Here is a 15,292-nt window from a genome sequence, read left to right on the forward strand (position 1 = left end):
GCTTCGCAAGGGCGGCGATGAACTGGGGTTCGGCAAGCTGTGCGCCGCACTCGTCGTCTTGGCCCGGCCGGTACCGGTCAAGCTTCTGGCTGCTGTCCTCGGTGTCAGCGAAGCGCACGTCCATGACTTGTGCAACGACCTCGCCCCCGGCCTTCGCCGCGATGGTGACTACCTGGCATTCGCAGATGAGGACTTCGAGGCGTTCATCTCTGAACGCGCCGATGCTTTCCTGCCCGTTGCGCGCGAGACGGCAGCGGCGATCCTTCTCGCAAAGCACGGGGAAGACGAATACTGCGCCGAGCACGTCGCGGCGGCGCTGCTGGCGGCGGGCAACGGAGCCAAACTCCTACAACTCGCTCAGGCACACCCGGATCCGAGAGTCATAAGGGATCCCGTCAGAAGGCGGGAGGTACAGCTGCATCGGCTGAAACTTGCAATGCGCGTGGCGCGATTGGCGGGTCAACGCGCAGAGGCGATCCTTGTGCTCCTGCGAGGTGCGCGCGCTCTGAAGACCGACGAGGCCGTTCGCAAGATGCTGACGGACAACGTGGACCTTTCGGCTCGCTTTGCGCAGAGGAGTCTGCGGAAGACCGTGCTGCAGGAGCGGAAGCATGTTGGGCTGCATGGGCGCACGCTCTGCCACTTGATGCTCGATTGCGCGGTGAGAGGCGATGCGCTTCGAGCGCGAGACTGGCGACGGCAATTCATGGCATGGCTCGAGTCCTACTTCGAACGGCAAAAGGAGAAAAAGGACAGGCACCCGGAGTGGAAGTTGGACCATGGCGACCTTGCGGCCGAGGGCGAGGCTGTGTTGCGCGCCGAAGGTCCTCGCCACGGAGTCGCCACCTTGCGTCGTTGGAAGCCGAAGACTCTGATGCCCAGGGTCGTAGACACCATCACGCACCGCTTGCTCGCGTCTGGGGAGCAGAAGCTTGTGAGAGCCGTACTCGGCAGTCTTCAGCGCGCGCCGCTTTGGGACGTGACCATTCGGGTTCCACTTGCGCTCGCAGGTGAAGACGCAGGCCTCGCGGAGTTGCAGACTAACCTCGGACGGTGGGTGAGACGTGGCTGGCTCGGCCAGAGCGTGGCTCCGCGTGACCTGGATGAGTCCGGCCGACACGGTCCGCTGGTCGGACTGCTGCTGACCGGCGCCGAGGTGGTCGTGGCGCAGAGGGGCATCGTGCGTGAGGTGCGTCAAGTCCTCGAAGTCATTGCGAGTCCGTCTTGGCGTACACGTCAGAACATCTATCGAAGCTCACGCGAGTTCATTGATGCCACTCTTCGCGCCCACACTTTGCTCGAGCTGCTCGACGGCAGGGATGCCACTGTTGAGTCTTATCTCGGACCGGCCAAGCCTTCTGGGAGTGAGAGCGGCGAGGCTGGCCAGAAAGGCAAGAAGAACCATGAAGACGAGCGTGTGGAGCGGCTCGAAAAGTTCATTCGAGACTTGTTGCCAATCTATAACGCTCGGGCCAAGTGCATCGTTCCCTGGTCCGACCGTAGCGCCGAGTGGGATCGGTTCGGTGCTGCGGTGGCTGGCTATGGGCGCGGCGACTACTCGATGCGCGACGACCACGACATTAAGACCATGAGGGATCGGATCGGCCAATCGATCGCGGCAATACAGCACGTGCCCGAGATTGGCGGGCCAGAATGTGCGGAGCTGGCCTACGGCGCTTGTCATGTTCAAGAGGGCCGTCTCTCACGCGAAGAGCTGAGCGTGCTGCGGACGCTTTCGCTGCACAGCGGCGTGCATACGTTCGTGCTAGAGAAGGCAGTAGCGCACGCAGTGGCCGTCAAGAATGACAGGGCTCCAGCTACCGACAGGGCGGAGCGGCTGGTGGAGTTGGCCAGGCTGATCAGCCCATTCAGCCCGAGTGACGCCGAAGCCCTCTTCGCTGACGCATCGGCCGTGCTGGAAGATGTTGACGTCGACAGCATCTTTCACCTTGAGATGCTCGGGCCATTCGCGCGCACCGCCATTGGCGCAATGGGCACAGACGAGCGGCGGGTTGCGGCTTGCCAGCTCGCCGAACTGGCGGCAGAGTTTTGGGGCGTACTGGGGGATCACGAACGTTTTCCGTGGGAGTCCTTGGCAGCATCGCTGACGACGCTCGACCTTCCCGTCGCCCTTGGGGCGGCCGGCCGTTGGGACGACGCGGGTCTCGTCCGCGCGCACCGACTGATCCCCGACATCCTGACAGTTGGCTTGGAAGCGGGGTCGATCGCAGTTGACTCCGTCGTGCCGCTTCTGTGCCTCGGTGTTGATTTGGACAGTAACGTGCTCGACCCGATCGCCAAAGCACTTTCAGCGCCAGGACATGCGTCAGAGAGGTCTGACGTTGCCGAGGAGTTGGCAAGGCTGACGGTCATGGGTATCGATGGCCATGACGGGCTGTCAGAGGTCAGGGCGTCTATCGACATCGCTCAGACGGATCAGTCGACACCATGGGTCCGGCGTGGACGAAACATCCTGCGGTTCTTCGACGTACAGAACGGCGGGATTGGCGAAGTGCAGGCCGATAGCTCCCCACCGCCGGAGAACCCTTCGGGGGCTGACATTCGTGCGGCTGTGCAGCAATCCGGCCGACACACTTCGGCCGCGGAAGTCGAAGCGACACTTTGTCGGGTCGAGGCCGAAGCCCGTCGGAACGAGCGCTACATCGATGCTCTCGAAGTCCTGCGAGAGATTCGGCGGGGCGTCAAAGTGGTCGATCGACGAGCACATCTGGATGCGCTTGCGTTGTGCGATTTCGAGCGACGACGGAGTGATCTCGCCGCCGCGATTGCTGGAGCCGTTACCGAGTGGGCTGCTGCTTCGCCGTCAGTCGCAAGCTGGTGCCGAGAGACTCTGCCTTCACTCATCGCCAAACGACTGCCAGATTTCTACTACGCGGCCAAATTCCGCCGGGAGTCAGCTGTCTTGCCCGGAATGTGGGCAGCCAGTGGCCTGTCGAACGATCGGGTGTGCGAGTCGCTCTTGGAAGGACTCGAGTTGCATGCCAACAAGTGGGACGCCGCCTCGGTGTACGGCATCCTGGAGTTGCTTGCTGTGCACATCGCGCCCGTTGAGGCAGCGGACGCGTTGACGCGGCACCTCGCAAAGGAGGTTGCCGATTTGAAGCGTCGCGAGGACAGATTCGAAGCTGGCGACATACCCGAGAGCGTCGTCGAGTCAGTGGGTCGCCTGCTCTATGCGATGCTGGGTGACGCCGACCTAAGAGTGCGTTGGGGCGCGGCGCATGCGCTGAGAGTCGCAGCGCGACTGGGTCAGCATGCCGTCGTCGACGCGGTGGTCGAACAGTGGCCTCGGTCAGTTGAGGTCACCTTCCGGGACGCGCGGGCCCCGTTCTACTGGCTTGCGGCGAGGCTCTGGTTGCTCATCGCGATGGAAAGGATCGCCGACGAATCACCCGCCGCCGCGGAGAAGCATGGTCGCTTCCTCTTTTCGATTGCCACCGACGGCAGCTTTCCACATCTCCTTTGCCAGCGTTTCGCCAAGGGCGCCGTTGGTGTGCTGCTCGGGCGCGGATTGGTTTCGTTGAACGCCGCGGAGGAAGCAGCTCTCGACAGTGCGACCAAGTCCGTCCTGCCCACAGTGCCTTCGGCCTGCCACAAGGCCTTTGGTCGGTTCGGAGACCAGGATGGCCGTCGCTTCCGATTCGACTCGACCGACACGCTTCCATACTGGTACGACGAACCGCTTCAGCTCTTCGCTGATGTAAGCGGCAACGAGTTCTTGGATGTGGCGGAACGCTGGGTTGTTGACCGTTGGAAGGCGGATACAGATGCCTGGATGTGGGCTAACGAGCCCAGGAAACACCGATTCCAGCGCGAGCCGTACTCGAGTTCGCATCGTCACGGGTCGTTGCCGACGATCGAGCGGGCCCACACGCATCTCGAGTGGCACGCGATGTGGTGCACCGTGGGCGAACTGCTCTTGACCAAGCCACTGGCGGAGAGTCGCGAGGACCGCTGGCGCGATTGGGACTATTGGTGGTCGCGCAGTGGCTTGACGGAGCCGCCCTACTGGCTCTCCGATCTCCGGGGCTTCAAGCCGCTGGAAGCGCGCCTGTGGTACGGAAGTGGCGAGAAGGATGAGGATTGGCTGCAAAGCGTTCGCTTTGAAGACCTACTCTCCGAGGTAGGCCTGAACGAGACGAGCGGCGATGTTGTCGTCGCTGGCTATGTTTCTTGCTCCGAGGGCAAGCAACGCTCGACGATGAACATCTCGAGCGCTTTGGTTTCGCCCGAGGCGGCCTCCGCGCTGGTCCGCGCTCTGCAGTCGATCGGCAACGCCTGGGACTACAAGATTCCAGAGGAAGGCGAGGACATGGAGATCGATAAGGCGCCATATCGCCTGGTCGGTTGGCTGTGTCACCCGCAACGCGACACCAGACTGGACGACGAAGACGTCCTTCGGCGCCAGGTCGCGGCCTGTGCTGTCAAGCCCGGGGACAGGGTCTCAAAGGTTCTTGGTCTCGTGCAGGACAGGAGCAGCGAACCCGCGTGCTGGGTGGGACTCGGCGGCGATGTCAAGTTTCGGTACGTCGCCTGGAGCGACGACATGTCGGATGCGACGGCCAGGTATTCGTCAGGCTATTTGCGTTCGTACGGCCATCGGCTGATGGCGTCGAGGTCCGCGATCCTCGACTTTCTGATCGCACGAAAGATGGACTTGATCGTAGAGGTGGATCTGACACGAAGAACGGGGGATGGCTATGGCAGCGACGATTCGCAAGACTCCAAGGAGGCGTCGTACGACTTCGTCGTCGTCCTTCGGAGGGACGGGCGCATCGAGGGAGCCGACGGATATCTTGGAACTTGGACAGTACCTCGTCGAGCAGCTCGGGCTGGACGACGGCGTGGACACACTGGGCCGGTGGATGGCACACCACTTGGCGGAACTCCTGGTCGCAGCAAGAAGCGCTGATGTCGCAGAGCGAGGGGCCGCGGAAGATCGAGTTGCCGCTCTGATTGCGCGCATCTGGGAACAGCGACACGTCGCGTCCCCGAGGCTGAATCCGCTGGCTGAGTACGCAAAGGCGGCACAGGTGCTTGCCGCGATCCATCCAACGACCAATCAGTTCGCGCCATTGAATCTGTCCGGAACGTCGACACGCACCGTGCTTTCTCTGGAGGCCTTCGACCTCGCTTCTCGGTTGGCAGTGCTGGGGCTCGTGGAAGTCCTGCCGGACGTGCCCCCTAAGGTGGCAACCGCAGTCGAGAAGTTTCTCTCTGCGGAAGAGATGGACTTTTTGCGCGCAGCTCGCAAGATCTACGACCTTCTAGCAACGGCGCCGGCTACTGCTGCGGCAAGCAAGAAGAAGGCGGCTGCGCCAAGCCTGGGTGATGTCGAAAGCGCTCGTTTGAGGTTGCTGGCGCGCTTACAGGCTGTTGTCGAAAAGCTGCTGGCGAGTCCCTCGGCGGGTGATCAGACTGCGGGTGTAGCTGCATCGCTGAGTGCGCGAACGAAGCGCTGAGGGTCGAGGGACCATGGCGAATCAACGGGTCAGACAAGCGGGCCATGTTTGGGTGGAGGCGCGGCCCCTTCTATGACGCTGCAGAGCTGTTTTGGGGTACCGGCGCGGGCTGCCGCCTGCCGCGAGCTTCCTGCGAAGCGCCGGCATCCGAGGGAAGGATGACAAGCGCGGCGCACACGGCAGTCGCGATCCGTCGGACTTCAGCAGTGGCCGTGCTGGCGCGCTCGTGCCCAGGATCTCCCATAGTAGCGGGAGCCGCCCTCCGGGCCGTGGTGATCTGTGCGACAGGTTTGGGTCGAGAGTGCCAGCTCGAGCGGTAGGTCAGGGGTCGCTGGCGCGACCTGGACGGGCGCATCAGGCCCTACGACTGCAGTACCTCGTACAGCCGCCGTTCGAACTAGAGCCGATCGCCTGGCCGAGCGACTGCTTGATGCGAGTCAGCGTAATCACGCCCGCCAGCCGTCACCGACCGCAACCGCTGCTAAGCAGTAGATGGCGGTACACCACCAAGAATGCGGCCATGCGCCGCAAGAACAACCAAACTGGACTTGATGTCTTCCCCAAGTAGAGCGGTACTGGTGCCCGCCGCGGTCGTCGCGGCGCAATACCAGGATCACTCATGCCAACTACCAAGTCCGTCCGCTCGCAACGCGCCAAGGCTACGAAGGCGCCCGCGAAGCGCAACAGTCGCCCGGCGCCTTCGCCTGCGCACCGCTCACCCAAGGCGAGGTCAAGTACCCGCAAGGCTTCGCCTGCTCCACGCAAGCCCCAGCCGTCCTCATCGACAGGTTCGAAGCAAGCTCGACTGATCGCCCTGCTACGCGGCGCTTCCGGGGCGACGGTGACACAGATGACCGATTTGACCGGCTGGCAACCTCACTCCGTGCGAGGTGTGATCAGCGGCGTGCTTCGCAAGAAGCTGGGACTGACCGTCTCTTGCGCAGCGGACGACGGCGGGTCGCGGATCTATCGCATCGTCGACGCCGCATGAACAGGGAGTCGATCGACTTGGCAGAACTCGAAGCCATGTCGCGCGACGAGCTCGCCGAACGCTGGTGTGTAGCGTTTGGCTGCCCAGCGCCTCGGGGCTCGCGCGCTGCCTTCTTGCGATCGGCACTCGGTTGGCAGTTGCAGATGGCTCAGCACCTCGGCAGCACCGATCCGAAGCGGTTAATTCGATCGCTGCAACGGTCGGCAGCGCCGGCGCCGCGGACGCTGTCGACCGGCACCCAGCTCCTGCGCGAATGGCAAGGCCGGACCCATCGGGTTTCGGTGCTGCCTTCCGGCTTCGAGCACGAGGGCATCCGCTACCGCAGCCTCTCCTCGATCGCCCGACGGATTACCGGTACGCCGTGGTCGGGGCCGCTGTTCTTCGGGCTGCGCAAGTGAGCCTCGTCTGCGCGATCTACACCCGCAAGTCGTCCGAGGAAGGCCTGGAACAGAGCTTCAACTCGCTCGATGCCCAGCGCGAGGCGAGCGAAGCCTTTGTGCTCAGCCAGAAGTCCCAAGGCTGGAAGGTCTCCAAGACGGCCTACGACGACGGCGGCTACTCCGGAGGGAATCTGCAGCGCCCTGCCCTTCAGCGCCTGCTGGCCGACGTAGCGGCCGGTCGCATCCAGATCATCGTGGTCTACAAGGTCGATCGGCTCACGCGCTCGCTGGCGGACTTCGCGAAGCTGGTCGAGCGCTTTGATGCTCAGGGCGTGTCCTTCGTGTCGGTGACACAGCAGTTCAACACCACGAGCTCAATGGGCCGACTGACCTTGAACGTGCTGCTGTCCTTCGCTCAGTTCGAGCGCGAGGTCACTGGCGAGCGCATCCGCGACAAGATCGCGGCGTCCAAGCGCAAGGGGTTGTGGATGGGGGGCGTCGCTCCGATCGGTTACCGGCCCCACGAGAGGACGCTGGTGATCGATGAGGGCGAAGCTGAGCGCGTGCGGGACCTGTACCGCCTGTACCTACGGCTCGGCTGTGTGAGCCAGCTCAAGCGGCACGTCGATGGTCAGGCTTGGTCCACCCCTGCGCGGCCGGACAACGCTCGCAGCACTGGCGACCGGCCCTTCAGTCGGGGTCACCTGCATCGGATCCTCTGCAACCCCATCTACGCCGGCCGGATCGCGCACAAGGATCAGGTCTACGACGGTCACCATCCGGCGATTATCGATGACGCTACCTGGCAGGCGGTGCAGCAACGGCTGGCGGACAACCGGCAAGGGCAGCGCGGCAAGCGCGATGCGAGCCAGGCCAGTCTGTTGGCTGGGATGCTCTTCGACGAGCAAGGCCAGCGCCTCACGCCAAGCCATGCGAAGAAGGGGCAGCGGCGCTACCGCTACTACGTCGGCGTAGGAGACGAGCCGATGCGTTTACCCGGGCAGCAACTGGAGCAGGCGGTGCTGCAAGGTCTGATCGCCTTCCTCAACGATGAAGGTCGAGTGCTCGAAGTGATCGGTGCCGATCGACCCGACGAGGTGATGGGCGGGCTCAAACAAGCCAAGGCGCTTGGGACCAGCTTGGCAGCGATGGGCACCGAGAAGACCAACGCCGTGAAGCGGCTGGTCGAACGCATCATCGTTGCCACCTCGAACCTCCAGATCGTCATTCGAGGCGAGCCGCTCGGCGCACCGCAGCAGACCGTTCGAGAGGACGTGCCAGTGAAGCTCAAGCGTTGCGGCATGGCGATGCGGCTGATCGTCAGGGACCGCACGATCGCCCCAGCACCGCAGTTCGACGCCAAGTTGATCGCCCTGATCGGTAAGGCGCAAGGATGGTTTGCGGCTCTGGCCTCAGGGCGATGCAAAGGCGTGGCGGAGATCGCCGAGCAGGATGTCGTAGGCGCCTCCTACGTCGCGCGCGTAATTCGCCTTGCGTTCCTTGCGCCGGACATTGTCGAGCGCATCACGAAAGGTGAAGCGCCACCTGAACTGACCACTGAGCGGCTGAGCCGGATCGGCGAGTTGCCGATGGATTGGCAAGCGCAGCGTCGCTTGCTCGGTATGGACGCTTAGCGATCCATTTGCATCGTCAACAGGCCCCGCGGTGCGGGGCCTTCTTGTTGGCGCCGCACATTCCTACGTACCGTCAGCCGGCCTCACTGAGAAAGTCCTCGGCAAACCGGCCTGCAGGCGCAGAACAGCGACAACAGAGAAAGCCCATCGCCCCGCAAGCCCGCACCGCGCGGGCCTAGCGCAAGAAAAAGCCCGCGACGGGCGCGGGCTCGGACTAGCTGGCGGAGAGGGTGGGATTCGAACCCACGGTACCTTGCGGTACGCCTGATTTCGAGTCAGGTACGTTCGACCACTCCGCCACCTCTCCTGATGGGTTCGCCGTGGTCGGCGAGGCGCGGAGTGTAGCCGAGGCACCCGCAGCGAACGCTCACGCGCGCAGGCTCTCCAGGCCGCCCAGGTAGGGCCGCAACGCCGGGGGAAGCGTGATGCTGCCGTCGGCGTTCTGGCCGTTTTCGAGCACCGCGACGAGCGCCCGGCCGACCGCGAGCCCCGAGCCGTTGAGCGTGTGCACGAACTCGTTCTTGCCGCTTGCGGTCTTGTAGCGCGTCTGCATGCGGCGTGCCTGGAAGGCTTCGCAGTTCGAGCAGGAGCTGATCTCGCGGTAGGTGTTTTGCGCCGGCAGCCAGACCTCGAGGTCGTAGGTCTTCGCGGCACCGAAGCCCATGTCGCCGGTGCTCAGCAGCATCACGCGATACGGCAGTTCGAGCTTGCGCAGGATCGCTTCGGCGTGGCCGACCATGTCTTCGAGCGCGGCATCGCTCGTCTCGGGCGTGGTGATCTGCACCATCTCGACCTTGTCGAACTGGTGCTGGCGGATCATGCCGCGGGTGTCCCGGCCGGCGCTGCCGGCTTCGCTGCGGAAGCACGGCGAGTGGGCGGTCAGCCTGATCGGCAGCGCGTCGGCGGCGAGCAGCGCTTCGCGCACGCTGTTGGTCAGCGAGATCTCCGAAGTGGAGATCAGGTACTGCTTGCTCGCCGCGTCGTCGCCGCCGCGCGTGACCCAGAACATCTCGCCCTCGAACTTCGGCAGCTGGCCGGTGCCTTCGAGCACCTCCCGGTTGACGATGTAGGGCGTGTAGCACTCGACGTAGCCGTGCTCCTGGGTCTGCATGTCGAGCATGAACTGGGCGAGCGCGCGGTGCAGCCGCGCGATCGGGCCGCGCAGGAAGGAGAACCGAGCCCCGGCGAGCTTGGCGCCTGCGTCGAAGTCCAGCCCCAGCGGCGCGCCGAGATCGACGTGGTCCTTCACCGCGAAGTCGAACTCGCGTGGCTCGCCCCAACGCCGCTGCTCGACGTTCGCCTGCTCGTCGCTGCCCAGCGGCACGTCGGCCTGCGGCAGGTTCGGCAGGCCCATCAGCATCGCGTTGAGCTCAGACTGGATCGCCTCGAGCCGTTCTGCGCTGGCCTTCAGGCCTTCGCCGAGCCCGCCGACTTCGGCCATCACCGCCGCCACGTCGCTGCCCCTGGCCTTCAGCTGGCCGATCTGCTTCGACAGCGCGTTGCGCCTGGCCTGCAATTCCTCGGTGCGCGTCTGGATCGTCTTGCGCTCGGACTCCAGCTCGCGGAAGCGCGCCACGTCGAGGTACGGCTGCGGCGACTTGCGCGCTTCGAGCCTCGCGACGACGTGATCGAGATCCTTGCGCAGCAGATTGATGTCCAGCATCTCAGGCCACACCTTCCATCGACTTGTCGCCCAGGCCCAGGGGCAAGGGGAAGCGGATCGTCTCCTCGACGCCGCTCATCTTGCGCACCGCGACCGCACCGAAGCTGCGCAGCCGCTCGATCACCTGCTGCACCAGCAGCTCGGGCGCCGAGGCGCCGGCGGTCAGGCCGACGCGCGCGCGGCCCTCGAGCCACTCGGGCCGCAGGTCGTCGGCCGAGTCGATCATGTGCGCCGGCGTGCCCAGGCGCTGGGCGAGTTCGCGCAGCCGGTTGCTGTTCGAGCTGGTGAGGCTGCCGACGACGATCAATACGTCGACCTGCGGCGCGAGCACCTTCACCGCGTCCTGGCGGTTCTGCGTCGCGTAGCAGATGTCCTGCTGCTTCGGCTCCTTGACGTGCGGAAAGCGGCGCTTGACCGCGGCGAGGATCTCGGCCGCGTCGTCGACGGACAAGGTCGTCTGCGTCACGACGGCTAGCTTGTCGCCCGACAGCTGCACGTGCTCGACGTCCTCGACGTCCTCGACCAGGTGGATGCCGGCGTCGAGCTGCCCCATCGTGCCCTCGACCTCCGGGTGTCCCTTGTGGCCGATCATGATGAATTCGTAGCCCTGCTTCGCGAGCTTGGCGACCTCGACATGCACCTTGGTCACCAGCGGGCAGGTGGCGTCGAAGATCGAGAAGCCGCGCGCCTCGGCATCGTCGCGCACCGCGCGGCTCACGCCGTGCGCGCTGAAGACGAGCGTCGCGCCGGGCGGCACATCCGCCAGGTCCTCGATGAAGACCGCGCCCTTGGCCTTGAGGTCGGCGACGACGTAGGTGTTGTGCACGATCTCATGGCGCACGTAGATCGGCGCGCCGAACCTGCGGATCGCGCGCTCGACGATCTCGATCGCGCGATCGACGCCGGCGCAGAAGCCTCGCGGCTCGGCCAGCACCACATCGACTGGGTTGGTCGTCGTCATCAAAGAACTCCGATCAGCTTGACTTCGAAGGCCACCGGCTGGCCCGCGAGCGGATGGTTGAAGTCGAACACCGCCCAGTCCTCGCCGGTGGGCCCGAGTTCGCGCAGCACGCCGGCGAAGCCGGGGCGGCCGTCGGGCGCGGGGAACTGCACCACGTCGCCGACGCGGTAGCACTCGTCGGGGTCGCCGTGCTCGCGCAGCACCGAGAGCGCGACGCGCTGCAGCAGTTCGGGATTGCGCGGCCCGAAGGCCTCGCCGGGCGCCAGCTCGACGCGCATGTGCGCGCCCTCTTGCAGCCCGAGCAGACGCGCCTCGATTGCCGGGGCCAGCTCGCCGGCACCGATCGACAGCGTCGCCGGCTTGTCGGCGAAGGTGTTGACCAGGTCGGCCCCGTCGGGGCCGCTGAGCCGGTAGTGCAGCGTGAGGAAGGAGCCGGGGCGGACCGTGGGCAGCATCGCGGGGTTCAGGAGGCGTCTGCGCGAGGGGCTTCGCTAGACTGAGCCGCGGATTTTCGCACCGGCCCTCTCCCTCTCCTCGGCGCCGCCCGGGCGCCTCCGTCCGCTCCCCGCCTTGAAAGATCTCCCCGCCGACGCTCGCCCACGCGAGAAGCTGCTCGAACGCGGGCCGCAGGCGCTGGCCGACGCCGAGCTGCTCGCGCTGCTGCTGCGCACCGGGCTGCCCGGCCAGGGGGTGCTGCAGCTCGCGCAGTCGATGCTCGATCGCTTCGGCGGCCTCGACGGCCTGCTGCACGCCGAGCCGCGCGCACTGGCCGATGTGAAGGGGCTGGGTCCCGCGAAGCGCGCCGAGCTCGCCGCGGTGATGGAGATTGCGCGGCGCTGCCTCGCCGCGCGTCTGGCCGACGCGCCGGTGTTCGGCTCGCCGCAGGCGGTCAAGGACTACTTGCGGCTGCAGCTCGCGAACCGGCCGCACGAGGTGTTCGCGGTGCTCTTCCTCGATGCGCGCCACCGGCTGCTGGCTTTCGAGGAGCTGTTTCGCGGCACGCTGACGCAGACCAGCGTCTACCCGCGCGAAGTGGTCAAGCGCGCGCTCGCGCTCAACGCCTCGGCGGCCATCCTGGCGCACAACCATCCGTCGGGCGTCGCCGAGCCGTCGCGCTCGGACGAATGGCTGACGCAGCAGCTGAAGTCGGCGCTGAAGCTGGTGGATGTCACGGTGGTCGATCACATCGTCGTCGCGCGCAGCGGGCTGGTCTCGTTCGCGGAACGGGGCCTGCTGTGAAAGCCGCGCCTCCGCGTCGCACGGCCGCGCTGCGCGGCATGGACGGCCTGCGCGAGTTGCAGCGCACCCTTCAATCGCTCGAACGCGAAGCGCAGGCGGAAACCGCCGCCCGGCGCGAGCGCGAACGCCGCGAGCAGCTCGAACGCGAACTGTTCGCGCGCAGCGTCGGGCCAGTGTGGCCGCTGCGCGCCGGCGCGCGCGCCGAACTGGCGCGCGAGCGTCCGGCGCCGCTGCCGCTGCAGCGCCTGCGCGACGAGCAGGCGGTGATGCGCGAGGCGCTGTCGGACGACTTCGACGTCGAGTCGCTGCTCGACACCGACGAGGCGCTGTCCTGGCGCCGCAGCGAGATCGGCGCCGAGGTCGTGCGCAAGCTGCGCCGCGGCGTCTGGGCCACGCAGGCGCAGGTCGATCTGCACGGGCTGCGCCGCGACGAAGCGCGCGAGCGGCTCGCCGACTTCCTGCGCGAAGCCGGCAAGCACGGGCTGCGCTGCGTGCGCGTGGTGCACGGCAAGGGGCACGGCTCGCCGGGCCGGCAGGCGGTGCTCAAGGGCAAGGTGAAAAGCTGGCTGGTGCAGAAGGCCGAGGTGCTGGCCTTCGTGCAGGCGCGCGCTTCGGAAGGCGGCGCGGGTGCGCTCATCGTGCTGCTCGCAACCCGCGTGGTAGGTGCAGCGACGAGCGCGCCGGCCGACTCGCGCGCGTCGCGTCGCTGAGCGCGCGTCAGCCGCCGTCGCGCAGTCGCTGGAACATCGGCGCGAAGGCGCTCGCCATGTGCTCGCGCGCGGCGCCGGTGGCGTCGGCCACCTGCTCGGCCGACGGCGCCGCCGGGGCCTCGCCGTCGGTGTGCGATTCGAGCTCGCGCAGCACCACCGCGACGCCGTTGCCGAACGTCAGCCGGCACAGCCAGCCGAGCGCCTCGCGCATCGCGGCGGCGCGCTCGCTCGGCAGCCCGGCCAGCGCCGCCTCGGCGGCGCGTGCCTCGACCGGTGCAAACGCCTGCCGCAGCACGGCCGACACCTCCGGCGTCGGGTCGTTGCATTGCCGCTGCCAGAACTGCAGCAGCCCGAGCCCCGGGCGGCCGCGCGCGGCCAGCGTCTCGATCGGCGCCGCCAGCGCCGAGGTCACGACGAGCCTCCAGGTGCCGTCGTGACCGAGGCCGCGCGCACCGGCCGGCTCGAAGACTTCCGGCGCCTGCTGCGCGAACGCAAGCTTCAGGGGCGCGACGACTTCCGCGAGCAGCCGCGCCTTGCCGCCGAAGTGGTGGTCGATCAGTGCGAGCGCGACGCCCGCCTGCTCGGCCACGCGCCGCAAGGTGAGGTCGCCATAGCCATGCGTGCCCCACAGCCGCGTCGCGACGTCGAGGATCGCCTGCCGGCGCGCTGGCGTCGGCACGGCAGGCCGCGCGTGTTCGCGCGTCGAACCCCAGTCGAGTTGCGTGTGTTCGTTCATCGATCGATCCCCCCTGTTGCAATCGATCGTAGGTAGCGCGCTTGCGACGTGCTACGGCTGAAATTGCGCCGGGCCGGAGCTAGCTCGCGGAAAATTGCGCTTCGGCTCGCCGCCCGCTTCAGTTCGAGCCGGGCTCCCAGGCGGCCGTGGCGCGGCTGTCGGCCAGCTCGGCCTCGATGCGCCTTTGCCACTGCGAAGGCGAGCAGCCGGCCACCCGCCGGAAACATTCGATCAGCCGGCTGTGCGAACCGAAACCGGCTTCGAGCGCCACGTCGGCCAGCCGCTGGCGCCTGCGCGTGCGCAGGTTGTCCGCGAGCAGCTGCTGTGCACGGCCCACCCGCTCGGACATCAGGTACTGGTAGGGCGTGACGCCCATGCGCGCCTTGAACGCACGGATGAAGTGGTACAGGCTCAGGCCGGCATCGTCGGCCAGCTGCGTGATCGTGAGCGGCCGGTCGAGGTTGCGGTGGATGCTGAGCACGGCGTCTTCGATCGCCTCGTCGGTCGCCGGCGCAGGCTCCCGATGCACGGCCGGATCGCCCCGGCGTTCGACCAGCCAGGCCGCCAGCGCGGCCGCGATCTGCTCGGTGAGCACCGCACTGGCGCCGTGGAAGGGGTCGAGCGCGGCATCGAGCGAGCGTGCCAGCGCGAGCGCCGGTGCGTCGAGCGCGAGCGATTGCAACTGCGGCAACAAGCCCGTCTCGATCACCAAGCCGAGCCGGCGCGCCGCCTGCCGCCAGACGATCGGCCGCAGGGAAATCAGCAGCAGCCGGTCGACGCCTGCCCACGCCGCCGTGGGCGCGGAGCGTCGGGGCCGCATGGCGAGCGCCAGCCCGGGCGGCACGCACAGCAGGCCATCGCGCAGCAGGTTCAGGCGTCGCAGCTCGATCGGCTCGCTGACTTCGAAGGCGAGTTCGGCGCCGAAGTTGATCGCAAGCCGCAGGTTGGCCGCCGGCTCGAAGCGGAAGCCGGGATCGCCCGCCGGCCAGGCTTCGCGCCGGACCGTCGGCACGGTGCGCAAAACGTCGGAAGCGGGGTCGTTCATCGCAGCGGCCCGGGAGACGGCGGCTGTCAGCGGTTGCGCATCCAATCGGCGGTGTTCGCGAACGAGGCCAGCAATCGAGCGGCCAGCCCGCTTTCGACGCCGCATGCGTGCATGGCCTGCTGCATGCAAGCCGTCCACTGGTCGCGCTCGCGGAGACCGATCGCGTAAGGCAAATGCCGAGCCCGCAGGCGTGGGTGACCGAAGCGCGATTGGTAGAGATCGGGCCCGCCGAGCCAGCCGCTCAGGAACCAGAAGAGCTTGTCGCGCGCGCCTTCGAGCGACGACGGATGCACCGCGCGCAGCTCCGCGTAGGCCGGCTCCAGGTCCATCAGGTCGTAGAAGCGGTCGACCAGCGCGCGGGTCGCGGCTTCGCCGCCCAGGCGTTCGTAGGGCGTGGCGGGATCCGGTTCGTCGATCGCTTGCATCGGCCCGATTTTCGGCCCGCGGCGC

13 protein-coding genes and 1 tRNA gene are annotated in these 15,292 nt (G+C 66.7%); 7 read left to right on the forward strand and 7 right to left on the reverse strand.

What is annotated here, in order from left to right; translation table 11 throughout:
* Positions 1-127: 127 nt before the first annotated feature.
* The 5 genes from VFR90_RS05325 to VFR90_RS05345 all read left to right on the forward strand — a co-directional run bounded on the left by VFR90_RS05325 (position 128) and on the right by VFR90_RS05345 (position 8,488).
* The gene (locus tag VFR90_RS05325; RefSeq protein ID WP_326405050.1) at positions 128-4,933 is read left to right on the forward strand and encodes a hypothetical protein; all 4,806 of its coding nucleotides are present in this window, start codon (positions 128-130) and stop codon (positions 4,931-4,933) included.
* 121 nt (positions 4,934-5,054) lie between these two features.
* The gene (locus tag VFR90_RS05330; RefSeq protein ID WP_326405051.1) at positions 5,055-5,483 is read left to right on the forward strand and encodes a hypothetical protein; all 429 of its coding nucleotides are present in this window, start codon (positions 5,055-5,057) and stop codon (positions 5,481-5,483) included.
* A 619-nt stretch (positions 5,484-6,102) separates the two neighbouring features.
* On the forward strand, positions 6,103-6,474 hold the full coding sequence (locus VFR90_RS05335) for a DUF3489 domain-containing protein (protein ID WP_326405052.1): 372 nt from the start codon (positions 6,103-6,105) through the stop codon (positions 6,472-6,474).
* A complete protein-coding gene (locus tag VFR90_RS05340) occupies positions 6,471-6,872 on the forward strand; it encodes a DUF2924 domain-containing protein (protein ID WP_326405053.1) in 402 nt (133 codons plus the stop codon). Before VFR90_RS05335 ends, VFR90_RS05340 begins: the two co-directional genes overlap by 4 nt.
* Positions 6,869-8,488 carry a recombinase family protein gene (locus VFR90_RS05345; RefSeq protein WP_326405055.1) on the forward strand — a complete coding sequence of 540 codons (1,620 nt, stop codon included), beginning with the start codon at positions 6,869-6,871 and terminating at the stop codon, positions 8,486-8,488. Before VFR90_RS05340 ends, VFR90_RS05345 begins: the two co-directional genes overlap by 4 nt.
* Positions 8,489-8,707: 219 nt before the next feature.
* Here VFR90_RS05345 and VFR90_RS05350 read toward each other — a convergent pair.
* From VFR90_RS05350 to VFR90_RS05365, 4 genes are all read right to left on the reverse strand, one after another.
* A tRNA-Ser gene (locus VFR90_RS05350) sits at positions 8,708-8,795 on the reverse strand.
* Positions 8,796-8,855: 60 nt separating this feature from the next.
* Positions 8,856-10,151, reverse strand: a complete 1,296-nt coding sequence (gene serS, locus VFR90_RS05355; protein ID WP_326405057.1) for a serine--tRNA ligase — start codon at positions 10,149-10,151, stop codon at positions 8,856-8,858.
* Between the two features lies 1 nt (position 10,152).
* Positions 10,153-11,112 (reverse strand): 4-hydroxy-3-methylbut-2-enyl diphosphate reductase, encoded by a 960-nt coding sequence (ispH, locus tag VFR90_RS05360; protein WP_326405058.1) that lies wholly within the window; start codon positions 11,110-11,112, stop codon positions 10,153-10,155.
* Positions 11,112-11,567 carry an FKBP-type peptidyl-prolyl cis-trans isomerase gene (locus VFR90_RS05365; RefSeq protein ID WP_326405059.1) on the reverse strand — a complete coding sequence of 152 codons (456 nt, stop codon included), beginning with the start codon at positions 11,565-11,567 and terminating at the stop codon, positions 11,112-11,114. Before VFR90_RS05365 ends, ispH begins: the two co-directional genes overlap by 1 nt.
* Before the next feature lie 115 nt (positions 11,568-11,682).
* On the opposite strand from VFR90_RS05365, the gene radC reads away from it, so the two are divergent.
* Together radC and VFR90_RS05375 are read left to right on the forward strand one after the other, a co-directional pair.
* Positions 11,683-12,351, forward strand: coding sequence for a RadC family protein (gene radC / locus VFR90_RS05370; RefSeq protein ID WP_326405061.1), 669 nt, complete (start codon positions 11,683-11,685; stop codon positions 12,349-12,351).
* A 38-nt stretch (positions 12,352-12,389) separates the two neighbouring features.
* A complete protein-coding gene (locus VFR90_RS05375; protein WP_326405129.1) occupies positions 12,390-13,061 on the forward strand; it encodes a Smr/MutS family protein in 672 nt (223 codons plus the stop codon).
* A 7-nt stretch (positions 13,062-13,068) separates the two neighbouring features.
* On the opposite strand, the gene VFR90_RS05380 is transcribed toward VFR90_RS05375, so the two are convergent.
* From VFR90_RS05380 to VFR90_RS05390, 3 genes are all read right to left on the reverse strand, one after another.
* A complete protein-coding gene (locus VFR90_RS05380; protein ID WP_326405063.1) occupies positions 13,069-13,797 on the reverse strand; it encodes a TetR/AcrR family transcriptional regulator in 729 nt (242 codons plus the stop codon).
* Between the two features lie 118 nt (positions 13,798-13,915).
* The gene (locus VFR90_RS05385) at positions 13,916-14,842 is read right to left on the reverse strand and encodes an AraC family transcriptional regulator (protein ID WP_326405065.1); all 927 of its coding nucleotides are present in this window, start codon (positions 14,840-14,842) and stop codon (positions 13,916-13,918) included.
* Between the two features lie 26 nt (positions 14,843-14,868).
* A complete protein-coding gene (locus VFR90_RS05390; protein ID WP_326405067.1) occupies positions 14,869-15,267 on the reverse strand; it encodes a group II truncated hemoglobin in 399 nt (132 codons plus the stop codon).
* Positions 15,268-15,292 lie beyond the last annotated feature (25 nt).

Source organism: Methylibium sp., assembly GCF_035762065.1.
Lineage (GTDB): Bacteria > Pseudomonadota > Gammaproteobacteria > Burkholderiales > Burkholderiaceae_C > Methylibium.